This window comes from Pseudomonas sp. AC355 (genome assembly GCF_979258205.1).
The window spans coordinates 1212045-1233209 of record NZ_OZ409843.1 but is presented as its reverse complement, the minus strand read 5'-3'; the positions used below and the strand labels follow the sequence as shown (position 1 = coordinate 1233209).

Here is a 21165-nt window from a genome sequence, read left to right as displayed (position 1 = left end):
ACCCTGAATTGGGAACGGATTTGGGAACACTCTGGGAATAGCGAACGAAAAAGGCAGCCTGAAAAGGCTGCCTTTTGTCGTTTCTAGTGCCCCAAATTGCTTCGGACGTAGGCCTATCTATCGCTGAGTTGTCGATCAACGTGCAGGCCGCCCCTGTTCGGCTAGACCTGCATGATCACGTGTTCTATGCCCTTATCAACTGATCAGGGAAAGGATGTACGTCATCGGCTTGGATAACACCATAAGGGGTCAGCTGCCGTTGCTTCCTTCCCAGCCAAGAGCGTTTGCACTGAGAGTACGGCTCCATGTGCGCCTCTTCGAAGCCTGGGTAGGTTTCGAGCACCTCACGAACCATTTCATCAAATCGCTCTTCTGAAAACACTCGCATTGGCCCGCGTTGAAACATGTACCCGTACTGAAAGCCTGCGACCACAAATGGAGCATCGGGCTCTCCTATAAAGCAGTTCTCAACGTCGATTGGGATCAGCTCGCGGGGGCGATCCGGATGAAGCATGATGTTTTCCAGCCAGGGATCAAGGTGATAAATATTTAGCTGATTCAGGCCGGCAATCAGCTGAACGCAATCCGAAAGGAACTTCTCCATCTCATCTGGTTTGTCTTTGATGCTGTCAAGCCAGTCGACGCCGTTTACATACCCCTCAAGCAGATCGAAGAGGAGGTAGATCTCTTCAACAAGCCCCAGATTAGAGAGGCGATAGCCGAATCCCAAAAGGTCGGGTAGGCCACCTGAACGGGATATCACCTCGCAGCTATTGATCAACTCAGCGATTGGCCAATCCACTCCGCCGCGCCGCCGCTTTAGCCCAAACGTCATTCGCAAGCTGTGTTTCAGATCTCCTGCGGCAAAACGCTTAACGAAAAGACTTTCTTTATTGAGATGAAGTGCTTGGCTGGTACGCGACGCGTCAATTGACTGTTCGGAGACGCTAAGGTTGTTCAGTGCTGGCAGAAGTCCCTCAAGCTCGCACCCTTCGCGTAGGTGGAGCCTATATCTGCCGGAACTTTGTGAGACGCTAAATTTGTCAATATATTTTTTTAGATAGCGCATGAATCCTCATCTTGTTCAGCTCTTGTTCAGCCAGCATACCTGTTGTGAAGAATTCGTGAATGACACCCCGTCTGACAACCGAATGAGCCTGCAATGGCTAGTTCTGTTTCAGTTCGTCTCAGAAAGGATTTTTTTGTGTCTGCGAGCTACACCTTCAAAGCATGCTTCAGGATGCCGGTCATGTCGGCGCCGTCACGGTTGATCCATTTGCCGTAGTGCCGCCAGATCATTGCGGTCGACGTGTGGCCCATCTGTTCCGCGATCCAGTCCATCGGCACCTCGCTGGTGCTCAGAAGCTGGCTTGCGTAGGTATGTCGGCAGTTGTTCGGGCCGCGGTAGCGCACGTCCACCGCATGCAGGTGCGGCTTCCAGAAGCCCTTAGGCAGTATGTCCGAGCTTGAGTGAGCGGTGGTGGTGGTGCAGGCGTTCAATAACTTGCTGATGTGCCACTTCACGAATGATGGCGACAGCATCTTCCTGTTGACGATGCTGCAGCCGTGCATGGTGGATAGCTGGGATGTGTAGGAGGACTACAAGCCATTCGCGCCCAGACCGCTGGGCGAGCGGCAGGTGTGGATCGGTTATGACCCAGCGGAGACGGGCGGCAAGTTCTGCCTGATTGAAAAGCACCAGTTCCGGGGCATGGATTTCGAGGCGCAGGCCAAAACTATTGAGCAGATAACCAAGCGCTATTGGGTGGACTGCACCGGCATCGGTACCGGGGTATGGGCGCAGGTGTTGCTCAACTGGTTAAGCAGTTCTTCCCAGGGCTGCGGACGTTCAGTTACAGCCCGGAGGTGAAAACCAAGCTCGTGATGAAGGCGTGGGACGTTATCAGCCAGGAAGTTTACGTGCTGCCGGCGCAAGCACTACCAGAACGGCAGTCATTCGGGGTTCATCCTGTACATGACGGACGCGGTGCAGGATGAATCGTTCGTCTCTGATCTGCGCGCGGCGATGAAGGACAGCTACTGACTTGGACAGATTGCCTTTGCTGGTGATTCTTGGTGAGTTGTCAGGTAATAAATTATTATCTGATTGTTTTTAAAGAGTTTTTATTTTTAGGGGCATTGCGCCGAGATTGAATAATGAGCTTACCTAGAAATTACCAAATTATTACCGTTAGGAAATCTAGGTAAACCTTTGATCTGTTTGGGTTTCAGCTCATAAATTCCACTCGATTACCAAAATTAACCTAAAAAGAGGGCTGAACTGAAAATTTGGTTGACCACGCCGGAGGCGCCTTTTAAAGTGCCGCTCCCCTTCGTTCTTGGGAACGACTTGGGAACAAATTCAGGCTGACGCTCTGAGCGCGAGCCAGAGAGAATGCGGGTTACACGTGTGGTGGGGGAGGCTGCGATGAGCTCGAGTCTCTCCGTCCGCACCATCTTTAGCGCCCCTCCCGTTTGCCACCTGCATCTAGGGTGACTTCTGCAACACCTCCCTCTAGAATGCATGCCCTTAAATGGGGTCGGTAAACGGCCGGCATACGTCTGTGCAACGAGGAATATCCATGCAAGTTTCTGTTGAAAGCACTTCCGCTCTCGAGCGCCGCATGAGCATTACTGTGCCGGCCGAGCGTATCGAGACTCAGGTCAACAAGCGTCTGCAGCAGACTGCACAGAAGGCCAAGATCCCTGGTTTCCGTCCTGGCAAGGTGCCAATGAGCGTGATTCGTCAGCGCTTTGAAGCCGATGCACGCCAGGAAGCCGTAGGCGACGTGATTCAGTCCTCCTTTTATGAGGCAATTGCCGAGCAGAAGCTTGCGCCTGCCGGTCAGCCGTCGGTCGAGCCGAAAGTGCTGGAGAAAGGTAAGGATCTGGAATTCATCGCTACCTTCGAAGTGTTCCCGGAAATCACCATCGGTGGTCTTGATGGCATCGCTATCGAGCGTCAGCAGGCCGAAGTGGCCGACACTGATGTCGATAACATGCTGGATATCCTGCGCAAGCAGAACACCCGTTTCGAAGCCGTCGAGCGTGCTGCCGAGAAAGACGATCAACTGAACATCGACTTCGTCGGCAAGATCGACGGTGAAGCCTTCGCTGGCGGTTCCGCTACCGGCACTCAGCTGGTTCTGGGCTCCGGCCGTATGATCCCAGGCTTCGAAGACGCCCTGGTCGGCGCCAAAGCTGGTGAAGAGCGTGTGATCAATCCGACCTTCCCAGAGGACTATCAGAACCTCGATCTGGCCGGCAAGACCGCGGAATTCACCGTCAAGGTGAACAGCGTCTCCGCTCCGCAACTGCCAGAGCTGAACGATGAGTTTTTCACCCTGTTCGGCATCAAGGAAGGCGGTCTGGAAGGTTTCCGCACCGAAGTTCGCAAGAACATGGAGCGTGAGCTGCGCCAAGCCATCAAGTCCAAAATCAAGAATCAGGTGATGGATGGCCTGTTGGCGTCCAATCCGGTCGAAGTGCCTAAGGCGCTGATTGCCAGTGAAGTCAACAATCTGCGTGTGCAGGCTGTTCAGCAGTTCGGTGGCAACATCAAGCCGGATCAGCTGCCGGCCGAGCTGTTCGAAGAGCAAGCCAAGCGCCGTGTTTCTCTCGGCCTGATCGTTGCCGAAGTGGTCAAGCAGTTCGAACTGAAGCCTGACGACGCTCGCGTCCGTGAATTGATCCAGGAAATGGCTTCGGCCTACCAGGAGCCTGAGCAGGTCGTGGCGTGGTACTACAAGAACGACCAGCAGATGAACGAGGTTCGTTCGGTTGTACTGGAAGAGCAAGTTGTAGATACTGTTTTGCAGAAGGCTAGTGTGACTGACAAGTCAGTCTCTTACGAAGAAGCAGTCAAGCCGGTAGAAGCTCCGCAAGCCGCCTGATCGTCTCTGCGCTAAGACGTACACACCATAAGCCAGCCTTCGTGCTGGCTTATGCGTATTCAAGACATAACTATTTGGGAGTGACTGCAGAGCATGTTCCGTAATTCGTATATTCAGCAGAACTTCTGATATCCAGGCCGCTGGTGGTCTGGTTCCGATGGTTGTCGAACAGTCGGCTCGTGGCGAGCGCGCTTACGACATCTACTCGCGCCTGCTCAAGGAACGAGTGATTTTTCTGGTGGGCCCCGTAGAGGACTACATGGCCAACCTGATCTGTGCGCAATTGCTGTTCCTTGAAGCGGAAAACCCGGACAAGGACATCCATCTCTATATCAACTCTCCGGGTGGTTCGGTGACCGCGGGCATGTCGATCTACGACACCATGCAGTTCATCAAGCCTAACGTGTCGACCACCTGTATCGGTCAGGCCTGCAGCATGGGCGCATTCCTGCTGACCGCCGGTGCGCCTGGCAAGCGTTTCTGCCTGCCGAACTCGCGCGTGATGATTCACCAGCCGCTGGGCGGTTTTCAGGGGCAGGCCTCGGATATCGAAATCCATGCCAAGGAAATCCTCTTTATCCGCGAGCGTTTGAACACGCTGATGGCCAAGCACAGCGGGCACACCCTTGAAGAAATCGAGCGCGACACCAATCGCGATAATTTCATGAGTGCAGAGGCTGCGCTTGCCTACGGGCTGATCGACGAAGTCATTGCCCAGCGTCCCGCTTGAAATAAGCAGCTATAAATAGGCGCGGTCGGTTATTCCGATCACTTGCGGGCTTGAAAAAGCCCGCAAGAGCCTTCATCTTCTGTTGTAAGCCTATCGGATTTGGATCGAACGAATGACTGACACCCGCAACGGCGAGGACAACGGCAAGCTGCTCTATTGCTCCTTCTGCGGCAAAAGCCAGCATGAAGTGCGCAAATTGATTGCCGGGCCCTCGGTCTTTATCTGCGACGAGTGCGTCGACCTGTGCAACGACATCATCCGCGAGGAGGTTCAGGAAGCCCAGGCCGAGAGCAGTGCACACAAGCTGCCAGCTCCCAAGGAGATCAGCTCGATCCTCGATCAGTACGTGATCGGTCAGGAGCGAGCCAAGAAGATCTTGGCGGTCGCGGTCTACAACCACTACAAGCGGCTCAATCAGCGCGAGAAGAAGGATGACGTCGAACTCGGCAAGAGCAACATCCTGCTCCTAGGCCCGACAGGCTCCGGTAAGACGCTGCTGGCTGAAACGCTAGCGCGGCTGCTGAATGTTCCGTTCACCATTGCTGATGCCACCACCTTGACCGAAGCGGGTTATGTGGGGGAAGACGTCGAGAACATTATTCAGAAGCTGCTGCAGAAGTGCGATTACGATGTCGAGAAGGCCCAGATGGGTATCGTCTACATCGATGAGATCGACAAAATTTCCCGTAAGTCCGATAACCCGTCGATTACCCGCGACGTCTCGGGCGAGGGCGTACAGCAGGCGCTGCTGAAGTTGATCGAAGGCACAGTCGCCTCGGTTCCGCCTCAGGGTGGCCGCAAGCATCCTCAGCAGGAGTTTTTGCAGGTCGATACGCGCAACATCCTGTTCATCTGCGGTGGTGCATTCGCCGGTATCGAGAAAGTGATCCAGGGCCGTTCCACCAAGGGCGGAATTGGTTTTAGTGCCGAGGTGCGCACCAAGGATCTCGGCAAGAAGATTGGTGAGTCGCTCCGTGAGATCGAGCCGGATGATTTGGTCAAGTTCGGTCTGATTCCCGAGTTCGTTGGCCGCTTGCCGGTCATCGCGACGCTGGAAGAGCTTGATGAGGCTGCTCTGGTGCAGATTCTCACCGAGCCGAAGAATGCGCTGACCAAGCAGTACGGCAAGTTATTCGAGATGGAAGGCGTGGATCTTGAGTTCCGCCCTGATGCTCTCAAAGCTGTTGCTCTGAAGGCGCTGGAGCGCAAGACGGGTGCTCGTGGCCTGCGTTCGATTCTTGAAAGCGTGTTGCTGGACACGATGTATGAGATTCCATCGCAATCGGACGTCAGTAAGGTAGTCATTGATGAGAGTGTCATCAATGGCACCTCCAAGCCGCTGCTGATCTACGAGAACACTGAGGCGCCTGTTGCCAAGGCAGCGCCTGACGCGTAACGCGTCTGTCACATGTTGAAAGCAAGGGGCCTGCGGGCCCCTTTGTTTTTGCTGACAGCAGTGCTTGTTTTTTCCTGGGGCTACCCCCATCTTAACGGCAAGGGTACTCCCACTGTTTACGGCCGCAAGGCCGCTGTAGAGCCAAAATCATGAAGACAACCATCGAATTGCCTCTCCTGCCTTTGCGCGATGTCGTGGTCTATCCGCACATGGTCATCCCGCTTTTCGTGGGGCGCGAGAAGTCCATCGAGGCGCTTGAAGCCGCGATGAATGGGGAAAAGCAGATCCTGCTGCTGGCCCAGAGAAATCCCGCTGACGATGAGCCGAGTGAAGAAGGGCTCTACCGCGTCGGTACCGTCGCGACCGTGCTGCAATTGCTCAAATTGCCGGACGGCACTGTCAAGGTGCTGGTTGAGGGCGAGCAGCGCGGTGAGATTGAACAGTTCATCGAGGCTGACGGTTATAGCCGAGCTGAAGTCCAGCTGCTTGACGAGGTCGATGCGCCGGAGCGTGAGGCCGAGGTGTTCACCCGCAGCCTGCTGAGTCAGTTCGAGCAATACGTGCAGCTAGGCAAGAAAGTGCCTGCCGAAGTGCTGTCATCTCTCAATAGCATCGATGAGCCCAGTCGCCTGGTCGATACCATGGCGGCGCACATGGTGTTGAAGATCGAGCAGAAGCAGGAAATCCTCGAAATCGTTGATCTGCCAACCCGTGTTGAGCACGTACTGGCACTGCTGGACGCCGAAATCGATTTGCTTCAAGTTGAAAAGCGTATTCGCGGCCGCGTGAAGAAGCAGATGGAGCGCAGTCAGCGCGAGTACTACCTGAATGAGCAGATGAAGGCCATTCAGAAGGAGCTTGGCGACGGCGAGGAAGGGCACAACGAACTCGATGAGATCAAGCGCCGCATCGAGAATGCCGGGCTGACCAAGGAAGCCTACGGTAAGGCTCAGGCTGAGCTGAACAAGCTTAAACAGATGTCGCCGATGTCCGCTGAAGCTACGGTGGTACGTTCCTACATCGACTGGCTGGTAAACGTACCGTGGAAGGCGCAAAGCAAAGTACGCCTGGATCTAACCCGTGCCGAAAGCATTCTGGATGCCGATCATTACGGCCTCGAAGAGGTCAAAGAGCGCATCCTTGAGTATCTCGCTGTGCAGAAGCGGGTGAAGAAGCTCAAGGGCCCGGTTCTGTGCTTGGTTGGCCCTCCTGGCGTTGGCAAGACGTCTCTTGCCGAATCCATTGCCAGTGCTACCAATCGAAAGTTTGTGCGCATGGCGTTGGGTGGCGTGCGTGATGAAGCGGAAATTCGCGGTCATCGCCGTACCTACATTGGCTCTATGCCTGGTCGTCTGATCCAGAAGATGACCAAAGTTGGTGTGCGCAATCCATTGTTTCTGCTCGACGAAATCGACAAGATGGGCCAGGACATGCGCGGCGACCCTGCTTCCGCGCTGCTCGAGGTGCTCGATCCGGAGCAAAATCACAACTTCAATGACCATTATCTTGAAGTCGATTACGACCTGTCCGACGTGATGTTCCTGTGCACGGCCAACTCCATGAATATTCCGGCAGCCTTGCTGGATCGGATGGAAGTGATTCGCCTGCCGGGTTACACCGAGGATGAGAAGATCAATATCGCCGTCAAATACCTCGCGCCCAAGCAGATTCAGGCTAATGGACTGAAAAAAACCGAGCTGGAATTCGACAATGAGTCGATTCGCGACATTATTCGTTACTACACCAGAGAAGCGGGTGTGCGCAGCTTGGAGCGACAAATCGCTAAAGTCTGCCGCCGTGTCGTCAAGCAGCACATCAAGGAAAAACGCTTCCAGGTGCTGGTAACGGCCGATATGCTCGAAGAGTATTTGGGCGTTCGAAAGCATCGTTATGGCCTTGCCGAGCAGCAGGATCAGATCGGTCAGGTAACCGGTTTGGCGTGGACTCAGGTGGGCGGTGAACTGCTGACAATCGAGGCTGCAGTGGTGCCTGGCAAGGGTAATCTGATCAAGACTGGCTCACTGGGCGATGTGATGGTCGAATCGATCACAGCCGCGCAAACAGTGGTGCGCAGCCGTGCCAAAAGCCTCGGGGTGGCTCCGGATTTCTACGAAAAACGTGATATCCACATCCACATGCCGGAAGGTGCTACGCCGAAGGATGGCCCGAGTGCGGGTGTCGGTATGTGCACTGCTTTGGTGTCGGCATTGACGCAGATTCCGGTTCGTGCGGATGTTGCAATGACCGGTGAAATCACCTTGCGAGGTCAGGTACTGGCGATCGGCGGCTTGAAGGAAAAGCTGCTTGCTGCGCATCGGGGTGGAATCAAAACGGTGATCATTCCTCAGGAGAATGTTCGCGATCTCAAGGAAATTCCGGAGAACATCAAGCAAGACCTGCAGATTAAACCGGTTAAATGGATTGACGAGGTCCTGCAAATTGCGCTGCAATACGCCCCGGAGCCCTTGCCAGACGCGGCTCCGGAGTTGGTTGCAAAGGATGAAAAACGCGAGACTGATTCCAAGGAGCGAATCAGCACGCATTAGCCGGTTGGCTTCCTTGACACTATTTTAGAGCCCTTGCTATAAAGCGGCTCTTACCCGTGTCGGCAGGCCATCCAGCACCCGATTCGCTTCCATTAAAATCAAGAAACAAACTCAACCGAAATTAAGGGGACTTAGAGTGAACAAGTCGGAACTGATCGATGCCATCGCTGCATCTGCTGATATCCCGAAAGCTGTTGCTGGCCGTGCGCTGGACGCAGTAATTGAATCCGTTACTGGTGCTCTGAAGGCTGGGGACTCCGTTGTACTGGTGGGTTTCGGTACTTTCGCTGTCAAGGATCGCGCTGCTCGCACTGGCCGCAATCCGCAGACTGGTAAGCCGATCAGCATCGCTGCTGCCAAGATCCCAGGTTTCAAAGCTGGTAAAGCACTGAAAGACGCCGTCAACTAAGCGTCTTCGGGCCTTTGCCCGCCGGGTCGGCTAACCCCGGCTCGGTTGTGGAGCGGCAATAAGACTATCTGGTCTGTGACGCCGGGGATTGTAGATTGATGATCCCGATCCGCTTCGCACGTTACGAGAAGGCGCATCCCAGGATGCGCCTTTCTTCTATCCGGAATTTACCCACGCTGCGCGGCCATTTTTAGTACGTGGTCGTTCTGGGGGAAGCATGCTGCAAAATATCAGGGACAATTCACAGGGTTGGATTGCCAAAACCATCATCGGCCTGATCGTCGTTCTTATGGCGCTGACCGGCGTTGACGCCATTATTACCGGTACCAGCAACAGCCAAAACGCTGCCGAAGTGAATGGTGAGGCAATCAGCCAGAACGAACTCAATCAAGCTGTGGAAATGCAGCGTCGCCAACTGTTGCAACAGCTTGGTCAGGAATTCGATGCATCGCTGCTGGATGAGAATCTGCTGCGTGAAGCTTCCTTGAAAGGGTTGATCGAGCGCTCACTGCTGGTTCAGGGCGCTGCCGATGCCAAGTTCGCCTTTTCTCAGCCTGCACTCGACCAAGTGATCGTACAGACGCCTGAGTTCCAGGTTGATGGCCGTTTCAACGCTGAACGCTTCGATCAGGTGATTCGTCAGCTCGGCTACAACCGCATGCAGTTCCGTCAGATGCTTGAGCAGGAAATGCTGATCGGCCAATTGCGTGCCGGGCTGTCTGGCAGCGGTTTCGTCACCGATGAAGAAGTCAAAGCATTCGCCCGCCTGGAGAAACAGACCCGCGATTTCGCCACCCGTACCATCAAGGTGGATGCCGGTGCGGTGCAGGTTAGCGATGATGACGTCAAAGCCTACTACGACGCTCAGCAGTCTCAGTTCATGAGCCCAGAGCAGGTGGTACTCGAGTACGTCGAACTGAAGAAAGACGCTTTCTTCTCGGAAATATCCGTCAGCGACGAAGAGCTGAAAACCGCCTACGAGTCGGAAATTGCCAACCTGGCCGAGCAGCGCCAGGCGGCGCATATACTCATCGAAGTTGGCGGCGACAGCAGCGACGAACAGGCCAAGGCTAAGATCGAAGACGTGCAGAAACGCCTGCAACAGGGCGAAGATTTCGCTGCGTTGGCCAAGGAGTTTTCTCAGGATCCAGGTTCAGCCAGTGAGGGTGGGGATCTCGGTTACGCGGGCAAGGGTGTGTATGACCCCGCCTTCGAGGATGCTCTCTACGCATTGAACAAAGACGAAGTATCGGCACCGGTACGTAGCGAGTTCGGCTGGCATCTGATCAAACTGTTGGGTGTGCAGGCTCCTGAAGTGCCGACACTCGCCAGCATGAAGGAAAAGCTGGAAGCCGACCTCAAGACTCAGCGCGTCGAACAACGTTTCGTCGAAGCGACCAAGCAACTGGAAGACGCGGCGTTCGAATCTTCGGATCTGGCTCAGCCAGCACAGGAACTGGGCCTGAAAGTGCAAACCAGTGAGCCGTTTGGTCGTCAGGGTGGTGAAGGCATCGCCGGTAACCGCCAAGTGTTGCAGGCCGCTTTCAGCGAGGAAGTGCTGGAAAACGGTAGCAACAGCAGTGCCATTGAGCTTGATCCAAGCACGCTGGTAGTGGTTCGCGTCAAGGAGCACCGCAAGCCGCAGCAGCTGACGCTGGAGCAGGTGAGTGGCAGCATTCGTGAGCAACTCACCCAGACCCGTGCTAGCGAAGCAGCCAAGGCTGCTGGCGAGTCGCTGGTTACCGAGCTGCGTGACGGCAAGGGGCAGGTGCAAGACTCGGACTGGCAAGTGGTAGAAGCTGCTACCCGCAACCAGGAAGGTGTTGACCCGGCTGTGCTGCAGGCACTGTTCCGTATGCCCAAGCCGACTGGCGAAGCTTCCGAGTTCAGCGGTATAGCGCTGAATAATGGAGACTTCGTAGTCATACGCCTGAAAGGTGTCAGTGAGCCTGAAGAGGCGCTGAGTGACGAAGAGAAGGCGATGTACCGTCGCTTCCTGGCCTCACGCAGTGGCCAGCAGGACTTCGCGGCCTTCCGCAAGCAGTTGGAGAGCAAGGCAGACATCGAGCGCTTCTAAGTGCGGATGTCCGCTGAATAAACAAAGGCCCCGATTTCGGGGCCTTTGTATTTCTGCAGTTTGGTCTCAGAGCAAAGGAAAGGCCCCGCGTCGCAAGACAGAGGGGCCTTTTCACATTCAGCGATCGCAGGCTTATGCGCTGCTGGCCGGTAAGAGGAACGCGGCTTCCAGCAATTGCTGGGTGTAGGCGTGCTGCGGCGCCCGGAAAATCGAATCGGCGTTACCTTGCTCAACGACCTGGCCTTGTTTGACCACCATCAATTGGTGGCTTAGCGCCCGTACCACCGCCAGATCATGGCTGATGAACAGGTAAGTCAGGTTGTACTTGGTTTGCAGTGTGCGCAGTAGTTCGACCACCTGGCGCTGCACGGTGCGATCAAGTGCCGAGGTCGGCTCATCCAGCAGAATCAATGCCGGTTTGAGCACCAGCGCGCGCGCGATGGCGATACGCTGTCGTTGACCACCAGAGAACTCGTGGGGATAGCGGTGGCGGCTCTCAGGATCCAGGCCGACCTCCAGAAGCGCTTCGATGATCGCTTGCTCTTGCTCGGTGTCACTGCCGATGCCATGGATACGCAGACCTTCACTGACAATCATGCCCACGGTCATGCGTGGGCTGAGGCTGCCGAAGGGATCCTGGAAGACGACTTGCATCTGGCGCCTGAACGGACGCACCTGGTTTTGCGACAGGCCGTTCAAGGGGTGGTTGTCAAAGCGAATCCCTCCCTGGCTGCCGATCAAGCGCAGAATGGCCAGGCCCAGCGTGGACTTGCCCGAGCCGCTCTCGCCGACGATGCCCAGCGTCTGGCCGCGTTGCAGGCTGAAATTGATGCCGTCCACCGCTTTCACATGATCCACGGTGCGGCGCAGTAAGCCTTTCTTGATCGGAAACCAGACGCGCAAGTCTTCGACTTCAAGCATGGTTTCGCCCGCTTGAGTGGCGACCGGATTACCATCCGGCTCGGCGGCCAGCAACTCGCGGGTATAGGGATGTTGCGGGTTATTGAACAGGGACTCGCAGTCAGCCTGTTCGACCAGCTCGCCGTTCTGCATTACACAGACGCGGTGGGCAATACGCCGCACCAAGTTGAGGTCATGGCTGATGATCAGCATGGCCATGCCCAGGCGCGCTTGCAGCTCCTTGAGCAATTCGAGAATCTTCAACTGCACGGTGACGTCGAGGGCCGTGGTCGGCTCGTCGGCGATCAGCAGCTCCGGTTCGTTGGCCAGGGCCATGGCGATCATCACCCGTTGACGTTGCCCGCCGGACAGCTCGTGGGGCAGTGCCTTGAGGCGCTTCTGCGGTTCCGGTATTCCAACCAGCTCCAGCAGTTCCAGAGTGCGCCGTGTGGCTGCCTTGCCGCTCAGTCCCTTGTGCAGGGCAAGCACCTCGTTGATCTGCTTCTCGATGCTGTGCAAGGGGTTCAGCGAGGTCATCGGCTCTTGAAACACCATGGCGATGCGGTTGCCACGGATGCCACGCAATTTCTTCTCGCTGAGCTTGAGCAGGTCTTGATCGGCATAGTGAATGCTGCCGCTGGGGTGCTGCGCCTGCGGGTAGGGCAGCAGGCGCAGGATCGAGTGGGCGGTGACCGATTTTCCAGATCCGCTTTCACCGACCAGTGCGAGGGTTTCGCCGCGGCGAATGTCGAAGCTGATGGTGTTGACCACGTGCCGCTGCGTGTTGCCATTGACGAACGCTACGGACAGGTCGCGTACTTCGACGAGGTTTTCAGGATCGGTCATCTTATTTCCTCGGGTCGAAGGCATCGCGGGCAGCCTCGCCGATGAATACCAGCAAGCTGAGCATGATAGCCAGCACGGCGAAGGCGCTCATTCCCAGCCATGGCGCCTGGAGATTGGATTTGCCCTGCGCCACCAGTTCGCCGAGCGACGGTGAGCCGGCAGGCAGGCCGAAGCCGAGGAAGTCCAGCGCAGTGAGCGTGCCGATGGCGCCAGTGAGGATGAACGGCAAGAAGGTCATGGTCGACACCATGGCGTTGGGCAGGATATGCCGGAACATGATCGAGCCGTTACGCATGCCCAGCGCACGGGCTGCGCGCACGTATTCCAGGTTACGGCCGCGGAGGAATTCGGCACGCACCACATCCACCAGACTCATCCAGGAAAACAGCAGCATCAGGCCCAGCAGCCACCAAAAGTTCGGCTGCACGAAACTGGCCAGGATGATCAACAGGTACAGTACTGGCAGGCCTGACCAGATCTCCAGGATGCGCTGCCCGGTCAGATCCACCCAGCCGCCGTAGAACCCCTGCAGGGCACCCGCAGCGACGCCGATAACCGAGCTTGCCAAGGTGAGGGAGAGGGCGAATAGCACTGAAATGCGGAAGCCGTAGATCACCCGGGCCAGTACATCGCGGCCCTGGTCATCGGTACCCAGCCAGTTGTCCGCTGAGGGCGGAGCGGGGGCCGGTACCTTGAGGTCGTAGTTAATGCTGGAGTAGCTGAAGGGAATCGGTGGCCAGACCATCCAGCCATCCTTCTGCTCGATCAGATCCTGGATGTACGGGCTCTTGTAGTTTGCCTGCAGCGGGAATTCGCCACCAAAGGTTGTCTCCGGGTAGCGCTTGAGCACTGGAAAGTACAGTTCACCGTCGTAGCTGACTACCAAGGGTTTGTCGTTGGCGATCAGCTCGGCGCCCAGGGTTACGACGAACAGGGCGAGGAAAATCCACAGCGACCACCAACCACGTTTGTGGGCTTTGAAAATGTTGAAACGACGTTGATTGAGCGGGGAAAGTGCCATATCAGCCCTCCCGGCTTTCGAAGTCGATGCGCGGATCGACCAGGGTATAGGTAATGTCGCCGATCAGTTTCACGACCAGTCCCAGCAAGGTGAAGATGAATAGGGTGCCAAAGACTATCGGGTAGTCGCGGTTGATCGCCGCCTCGAAGCTCAGCAGACCAAGGCCGTCGAGGGAGAAGATCACCTCGATCAGCAGTGAGCCGGTAAAGAACAAGCCGATGAATGCCGCCGGGAAGCCGGCGATGATCAGCAGCATGGCGTTCCGGAAAACATGACCGTAGAGCACGCGGGTGTTACTCAGGCCCTTGGCCCTGGCGGTGGTCACGTACTGCTTGTTGATTTCATCGAGGAAGCTGTTCTTGGTCAGCAGGGTGAGCGTGGCGAAGTTACCAATCACCAGTGCGGTGACGGGTAGCGCCAGGTGCCAGAAATAGTCGAGCAGCTTGCCGCTGAAGCTCAGCTCATCGAAGTTGCTTGAGGTCAGCCCGCGCAACGGAAACCAATCGTAGTAGCTGCCGCCGGCGAACAATACGATCAGCAGAATGGCGAACAGGAAAGCCGGAATCGCGTAACCGATGATGATCGCCGAGCTGGTCCAGCACATCGAACGCGCTGCCATGCCGTGTCGCCTTGGCGATACCCAACGGAATGGACACCAGGTACATGATCAATGTGCTCCATAACCCGAGGGAAATGGATACGGGCATCTTCTCCATGATCAGGTCGATGACCTTGGCATCACGAAAGAAGCTCTCTCCGAAATCCAGTTGAGCGTAGCTCTTGAGCATGATCCAGAAGCGTTCGGGCGCCGATTTGTCGAAACCGTACATCTTCTCGATCTCGGCGATCAGTTCGGGGTCGAGACCCTGGGCGCCACGGTAGTTGGAGCCGGCGGTTGCCACTTCGCCGCCACCGCCACCGGAGATCCGCCCCGTGGCACCGCCGGAAGCCGCATCGAAGCCTTCGAGTTTGGCGATCATCTGCTCGACCGGGCCGCCAGGTGCGGCTTGAATGATCACGAAGTTGATCACCAAAATGCCAAACAGGGTCGGAATGATCAGCAGCAGCCGCCGCAGGATATAGGCCAGCATCTAGCGTTCTTCCTGCTCGGTGGTGGACGTTTCTTCAGGAGTGACCACTTCGCCGACCGGCTTTTCCTGCCACCAAGTCATCAGACCGTAATCGTACAGTGGCGATTTCTCCGGGTGCCCGAAGCGCTTCCAGTAGGCCACTCGGTAGGCGTCGACGTAATAGTTCGGCACCACGTAGTTGCCCCATAGCAGGACGCGATCCAGCGCCCTTGTATGAGTGATCAGCGATTGGCGCGAGTCCGCACGGATCAGACCATCGACCAGTTGGTCAATGGCTGGGTCGCGTAGGCCGATAAGATTGCGGCTGCCCGGATTGTCGGCGCTACTGGAGTGCCAGAACTCGCGCTGCTCATTGCCCGGCGAACTGGACTGCGGCCAGATTGCCGAGGTCATTTCGAAATCCCGCGAGCGCAGGCGGTTGATGTACTGGGAGACGTCGACGCGGCGAATCTGCAAGTCGATCCCCAGCTCCGCCAGGTTGCGCTTGAATGGCAGGATTACCCGTTCCAGGTTGGCTTGGTGATTGAGGAACTCGAACGCCAGCTGGTTGCCATTAGCGTCCACCATCTTGTCGTTCTCGATACGATAGCCGGCCTCGGTAAGCAACTGATACGCGCGGCGGGCCTGATCGCGGATGATACCGCTGCCGTCGCTGACAGGAGGCTTGAAGGTTTCGGTGAAGACCTTTTCGGGGATCTTTCCGCGCAGCGGTTCCAGCAGCTTCAGCTCCGCTTCGCTAGGCAGGCCGGTGGCGGCCATTTCCGAGTTCGCGAAGTAGCTGTTGGTGCGCTTGTAGGCGCCGTAGAAAAGCTGCTTGTTGGCCCATTCGAAATCGAACAGCAGGGCGATCGCCTCACGCACGCGCGCATCTTGGAACAGCGGTTTGCGGGTGTTAAACACGAAGCCTTGCATGCCTGCCGGATTGCGGTTGGGGAAGGCCTCTTGAACGAAGCGCCCAGCGCGCAAGGCCGGTGAGTTGTAGCCGGTGGCCCAATCCTTTGCCGAATATTCGAGGTTCACGTCGAATTGACCCGCTTTGAACGCTTCCAGGGCGACGGCCATGTCGCGAAAGTACTCAATGCGAATTTCGTCGAAGTTGTATTGGCCGCGGGCCACAGGCAGATCCTTCGCCCACCAGTCTTTGACGCGTTCGAAGCGGATCGAACTGTTCGGCGAGAAGTCGGCGATGCGGTAGGGGCCGCTGCCCAGTGGTACCTCCAGGCTGCCGCGGGAGAAGTCGCGTTCTGCCCACCAGTGCTTGGGCAGTATCGCCAACTGGCCAAGAATCAGCGGCAGTTCGCGATTCCCGGCGTGCTTGAAGTTGAAGCGCACGGTGCGTGCGTTCTCGGCGACGACTTCAGCGACATCGGCGTAATAGTGTTTGTACATGGGGTCGCCATGTTCGAGCAGGGTGTTGAAGGTGAAGATCACGTCCTCGGCGGTGACGGGTTCGCCATCCTGGAAGCGCGCCTTGGGGTTGAGGAAGAAGCGCACGTAGCTATCGTCTGCGGCCTTCTCGACCTTTTCGGCCAGCAGCCCGTACTCGGTAAAGGGCTCATCCGGCGAATGGTAGGTGAGGGTGTCGTAGATCAGCCCCACGCGGTCGGCCGCGTTGCCCTTGGGAATGAACGGGTTGAAGCTGTCGAACCCGTTGAGGCCGGGCAGGCGCAGGATGCCGCCCTTGGGCGCATCGGGATTGACGTAGTCGAAATGTTTGAAATTGGCCGGATACTTCGGTGGCTCACCGTAAAGCGTCAGTGCGTGTTGCGGTGCTGCCTGGGTGAGGCTGGCAAGACCAAGCAGCAGCAGGGCGCTGCCGTGCATCAGGAATGAGCGCAGTGGATGCGTCATCGGGCGTTCTCCGTGGTTTTCAGCCACCAGGTGCGCAGCCCTAGTGTGTAGGGCGGCGTGGTAACGAATGCAAAGCGGTTGCGGTACGCCAGGCGGTGATAGTCGATGTACCAATTTGGAATGGTGTAGTACTGCCAGAGCATCACGCGATCCAGGGCGCGGGTGGCGGCCACCTGTTCTTCACGGCTGCGGGCAGAAAGCAGTTTTTCGAGCAAGGCATCGACCACAGGGTCGTTGATACCTGCGTAATTCTTCCCGCCTTTTACGCTGGCCTGGCTGGAGTGGAAGTACAGCGACTGCTCCAGGCCTGGGCTAAGGGTTTGCGGCAGGGTCAGCAATATCATGTCGAATTCGAACTGATCCAGACGTTGCTTGTACTGAGCGCGATCCACCGTTCTCAGGCTGGCCTGTATGCCGATGCTTGCGAGGTTCTCGGTGAAGGGCTGAAGGATACGCTCGAGGTTGGGATTGACCAGCAGGATCTCGAAGCGCAGCGCCTGTCCCTTATCGTTCATCAAACGCTGGCCAGAAGGTTTCCAGCCAGCGTCGGCCAATAGACCAAGGGCGTGGCGCAAGGTTTCCCTGGGGATACCACGGCCGTCGGTGACTGGCATCTGGAACGGCTCGGTGAATAGCCTCGGCGGCAGTTGGGCGCGAAACGGTGACAGCAACAGCCACTCCGCGCCCTCCGGTTTGCCCTTGGCAGAGAACTCACTGTTTGGGTAGTAGCTGGCGGCGCGGGTGTAGGAGCTGTTGAAGAGCGTGCGGTTGGTCCGATTCGAAGTCGAACATCAGGCCCAAGGCTTCGCGAACCCGTACGTCTTCGAAGGTGCTGCGGCGCGTGTTCATGAACAGCGCCTGAGTCTGGGTAGGAATCTGGTGAGGGATTTCCGCACGTACCACATCGCCGCGGGTCACCGCAGGAAAGCGATAGTTATTGGCCCAGTTTTTCGCTTGCTGTTCGATGTAGAGGTCGAATTCACCGGCCTTGAAGGCTTCGAAGGCGACATGGCTGTCACGGTAGAAGTCCACTTCGACGCGATCGAAGTTGTATTTGCCGCGGTTGACCGGCAGCGAGGCGCCCCACCAGTCTTTGACCCGTTCGAAGCTTAGGCCACGACCTGGGTTGACCTGGCTTATGCGATAGGGACCACTGCCCAGTGGCGGTTCGAAGGTGGTGGCCTTGAAGTCGCGATCTTTCCAGTAATGTTGTGGCAGTACCGGCAGCTCGCCCAGGCGCAGGATCAGCAGCGGGTTGTTCGAGCGCTTGAGGACGAAGCGCACGCGATGTCGATTGAGGATATCGACGCGCTTCACTTCCTGCAGGTTGGTACGGTACTGCGGGTGACCTTCCTTGAGCAGCAGACGGTACGAAAAGGCCACGTCGTAGGCGGTGATCGGCTTGCCATCGTGGAAGCGCGCTTCCGGGCGCAGATTGAACACCACCCAGCTGCGGTCTTCGCTGTACTCCACCGATTGGGCGATCAACCCGTAACTGGAGGCAGGTTCGTCACCGGAGGGATCGTACATCCCGGTACCGACCATCAGCGGCTCATTCAACTCGGTCACGCCATATTGCAGAAAGTTGGCCGTGGCGACTGGACTGGTGCCCTTGAAGGTGTAGGGGTTGAGGGTGTCGAAGCTGCCAGCAGCCATGATCCTCAGCGTTCCGCCCTTGGGTGCTTCGGGATTCACCCAGTCGAAGTGGGTAAAACTGGCTGGATATTTGAGTGCGCCGAACTGCGCATAGCCATGGCTTTCGCTGAGCGTTGCCTGGGCCGGGACGCTGGCGGCCAGGCCAAAAATCAGCGAGAGGAGAGGGCGTCTCAAATGCAATATCCGGTCTGGGGCGGCAAAGGTTTCCGTACAGTAACAGCTTGTCTGTACAGGAAAAAGGCCGGCCCCGAACGCTCGTATCAGGTGTGTTGCAATGGGCTTCAGTTGGGCAGACGCAGGGTCAACACCTGCCCCGGCTTGAGTGCCTTGCCGGTTCTAGGATTCCAGCTCTGCAAACTCTTCATCTGCACCTTGAAACGTTTGGCAATCAGGTGCAGCGAATCACCCTTGCGTACCTTGTAGTAGGTCACGTCGTCGCGCTCAGCGCGAGCGACTGCCTGGGTGCTCGCGACACCCTGCAGCTTTAGATCCTGGCCGACGCGCAGGGAATTGCCCTTGAGCGCATTCCAGTGCTGGATGTCGGTTACCGAGACGTTATGTGCCTTGGCGATCTGCCACAGGTTGTCACCGTTGCGTACCTGGTAGCTGCGCGAGGCGATGGCGGTGTTGGCAGTGCGTTGCGGTGTCGAGTCCGGTGCCGGCTGCGCCGTGCTTGGCAAATTGAGATGCTGACCGACACGCAGGGTGTTGCCGGCGATCTGGTTGAGCTCCTTGATACTGGCAACGCTCAGCTCGTAGCGGTTGGCGATACCGTGCAGGTTATCGCCCGGACGCACCACGTACTCTTGCCAGTTCTGCAGATCCTCTGGCTTGAGGGTCGACAGGTTGGCGGTCAGCAGCTCGACCTTCTCGGTCGGTACCAGCAGATGCTGTGGGCCGTCGACGGTGATGCGTTTCTTGAAGGCCGGATTGAGCAGGTAAAGCTCGTCTTCATCGACTTCTGCGAGGGCGGCGACCCGGGAAAGATCCATGCGCTGCTTGAGCTCAACTTCCTCGAAGTAGGGTTCGTTGGCGATTGGGCTCAGGCTCACGCCGTAAGCGCTGGGCGCCATGATCACCTGGGACAGGGCGAGCAGTTTGGGTACGTAGTTCTGAGTTTCCTGAGGCAGCGAGAGGTTCCAGTAGTCGGTCGGCAGGCCGAGCTTCTGGTTGCGCTCGATAGCCCGGCTGACTCGACCTTCACCGGCGTTGTAGGCAGCCAGGGCCAGCAGCCAGTCACCATTGAACATCTCGTGCAGACGGGCCAGGTAGTTCATGGCGGCCTGGGTGGAGGCGGTGACATCGCGACGGCCGTCGTACCAACTGGTCTGGCGCAGGTTGAAGTTGCGCCCAGTAGACGGGATGAACTGCCACAGGCCAACTGCATCGGCTGGAGAGTAGGCAAATGGGTTGTAGGCACTTTCGATCATCGGCAGCAGTGCCAATTCCATCGGCATGTTGCGTTCTTGCAGACGCTCGACGATGTAGTGAATGTACGGGTTGCTGCGCTCGCCGGACTTCTCGACGAAAGACGGGTTGCTGGCGAACCACAGGCGCTGCTGTTCGATACGCGGGTTGACGCCGATGTTGTCCTGCAACTGATAACCCGCTCGCACCCGTTCCCAGATGTCCTTGGGTTGCTCAGCCTGAGCCGGCCCATTGATCCACAGAGGCTCGTGCGGCGTCCTGCCGCTCAGATCGACCGCAGGGGCTGAGTCAATGGTCTGTTGATCCAGGCTTTGACAGCCGCTGAGAATGGCAAAAATGGCCACTGCAAGCGCCGGATAACGCAAGGACAATGCCTTTGAATTCAGTGAGTTACAGGGCTGATAAGGCATTGGTTAGTGGGGGTGTCCTGGATCGAAAGTTGGAGGATTCTAGAAACCGATCCAGGGGTGGTCAAGTTTTGACCAGGGTTTTTGCGGCCCAGTCGTGTTTCAGAAGTGATCTTTCCAGGCACGTAATGCCGCGAAGACCTCGGCCTCGCTGTCGATCGAGCGACCCTCGCGGCTGGCGATCATTTTTTTAACCGATGTTTCAGCGCCGCGCAGAAAGGGGTTGGTCGCGCGCTCCAGTTCCAGCACGGAGGGCAAGCTGATACGGCCCTGATCACGCCATTCGCTGACCTGTTGCAGGCGTTCGGTCACGGCCGGGTTGCCGGGTTCCACTGCGTGGGCGAAGCGCAGGTTGCTCAGGGTGTATTCGTGGGCGCAGTAGATCAGGGTGTCATCCGGCAACGCGGCAAGGCGCTGCAGCGAATGGTGCATCTGCGCGGGGGTACCTTCGAACAGCCGGCCGCAACCCGCGGCGAACAGGGTGTCGCCACTGAACAGCCAGTGATGGTCGCCTTGATAGAAGGCAATGTGGCCCAGGGTGTGGCCCGGCACCTCAATCACCTGCAGGGTCAGACCGAGCACTTCTATATGCTCACCATCGACCAGCGCCTGATCGCGGGCGGGGATGTTTTCCTTGGCCGGGCCATAGACGCGCGCACCATTGTCGCGGCGCAATTGCTCGACGCCGCCTACGTGATCCGGGTGATGGTGGGTGATCAGGATGTCGCTCAGCGTCCAGCCTGGATGCGCCTGCAACCAGGCCTGCACGGGCGCCGCATCACCGGGGTCGACCACGGCGACGCGCTTGTGCCGTTCATCCTGTAACAGCCAGATGTAATTGTCCGAGAATGCACTCAGGGCTTCGATCTTGATCATCAGGTGGTCGCCAAGTTGGGGACAAAGGTGCATCTTAG

At 57.3% G+C, this 21165-nt stretch carries 12 protein-coding genes and 5 pseudogenes; 8 read left to right on the top strand and 9 right to left on the bottom strand.

Annotated elements, in window-relative coordinates:
• Positions 1–184: 184 nt before the first annotated feature.
• Positions 185–1069 (bottom strand): BUD32 family EKC/KEOPS complex subunit, encoded by an 885-nt coding sequence (locus ACZ0AI_RS05840; RefSeq protein ID WP_463564959.1) that lies wholly within the window; start codon positions 1067–1069, stop codon positions 185–187.
• A 146-nt stretch (positions 1070–1215) separates the two neighbouring features.
• Entirely contained in the window at positions 1216–1572 is a 357-nt protein-coding gene (locus ACZ0AI_RS05835) for a site-specific integrase (RefSeq protein ID WP_463566106.1), read from the bottom strand.
• Here ACZ0AI_RS05835 and ACZ0AI_RS05830 point away from each other — a divergent pair.
• The 8 genes and pseudogenes from ACZ0AI_RS05830 to ACZ0AI_RS05795 form a co-directional block, all read left to right on the top strand.
• Positions 1490–1905, top strand: a pseudogene (locus tag ACZ0AI_RS05830) (phage terminase large subunit family protein); the annotation flags it as partial. The gene ACZ0AI_RS05835 and the pseudogene ACZ0AI_RS05830 overlap by 83 nt on opposite strands.
• A 13-nt stretch (positions 1906–1918) precedes the next feature.
• Positions 1919–2038: pseudogene (locus ACZ0AI_RS05825) on the top strand (phage portal protein); the annotation flags it as partial.
• Positions 2039–2582: 544 nt separating this feature from the next.
• Entirely contained in the window at positions 2583–3893 is a 1311-nt protein-coding gene (gene tig / locus ACZ0AI_RS05820) for a trigger factor (protein WP_463564958.1), read from the top strand.
• A 93-nt stretch (positions 3894–3986) separates the two neighbouring features.
• A pseudogene (clpP, locus tag ACZ0AI_RS05815) lies at positions 3987–4623 on the top strand (ATP-dependent Clp endopeptidase proteolytic subunit ClpP).
• A 112-nt stretch (positions 4624–4735) separates the two neighbouring features.
• Positions 4736–6019, top strand: a complete 1284-nt coding sequence (gene clpX, locus ACZ0AI_RS05810; RefSeq protein WP_463564957.1) for an ATP-dependent Clp protease ATP-binding subunit ClpX — start codon at positions 4736–4738, stop codon at positions 6017–6019.
• Positions 6020–6168: 149 nt separating this feature from the next.
• Entirely contained in the window at positions 6169–8565 is a 2397-nt protein-coding gene (gene lon, locus ACZ0AI_RS05805; protein WP_463564956.1) for an endopeptidase La, read from the top strand.
• 136 nt (positions 8566–8701) lie between these two features.
• On the top strand, positions 8702–8974 hold the full coding sequence (gene hupB / locus ACZ0AI_RS05800) for a nucleoid-associated protein HU-beta (protein ID WP_172152308.1): 273 nt from the start codon (positions 8702–8704) through the stop codon (positions 8972–8974).
• 217 nt (positions 8975–9191) lie between these two features.
• A complete protein-coding gene (locus ACZ0AI_RS05795; protein WP_463564955.1) occupies positions 9192–11051 on the top strand; it encodes a SurA N-terminal domain-containing protein in 1860 nt (619 codons plus the stop codon).
• A gap of 132 nt (positions 11052–11183) precedes the next feature.
• Here ACZ0AI_RS05795 and ACZ0AI_RS05790 read toward each other — a convergent pair whose 3' ends face one another.
• From ACZ0AI_RS05790 to gloB, 7 genes and pseudogenes are all read right to left on the bottom strand, one after another.
• Entirely contained in the window at positions 11184–12797 is a 1614-nt protein-coding gene (locus ACZ0AI_RS05790; protein WP_463564954.1) for an ABC transporter ATP-binding protein, read from the bottom strand.
• 1 nt (position 12798) lies between these two features.
• A complete protein-coding gene (locus ACZ0AI_RS05785) occupies positions 12799–13818 on the bottom strand; it encodes an ABC transporter permease (protein WP_463564953.1) in 1020 nt (339 codons plus the stop codon).
• 1 nt (position 13819) lies between these two features.
• Positions 13820–14909: pseudogene (locus ACZ0AI_RS05780) on the bottom strand (microcin C ABC transporter permease YejB).
• Positions 14910–16760, bottom strand: a complete 1851-nt coding sequence (locus ACZ0AI_RS05775; RefSeq protein WP_463564952.1) for an extracellular solute-binding protein — start codon at positions 16758–16760, stop codon at positions 14910–14912.
• Positions 16757–18590 (bottom strand): annotated as a pseudogene (locus ACZ0AI_RS05770) (extracellular solute-binding protein). Before ACZ0AI_RS05770 ends, ACZ0AI_RS05775 begins: the two are co-directional and overlap by 4 nt.
• A 107-nt stretch (positions 18591–18697) precedes the next feature.
• Positions 18698–20254, bottom strand: a complete 1557-nt coding sequence (locus ACZ0AI_RS05765) for a lytic transglycosylase (RefSeq protein ID WP_463564950.1) — start codon at positions 20252–20254, stop codon at positions 18698–18700.
• A gap of 99 nt (positions 20255–20353) precedes the next feature.
• Positions 20354–21127, bottom strand: a complete 774-nt coding sequence (gene gloB, locus ACZ0AI_RS05760) for a hydroxyacylglutathione hydrolase (protein WP_463566056.1) — start codon at positions 21125–21127, stop codon at positions 20354–20356.
• Positions 21128–21165: the final 38 nt, after the last annotated feature.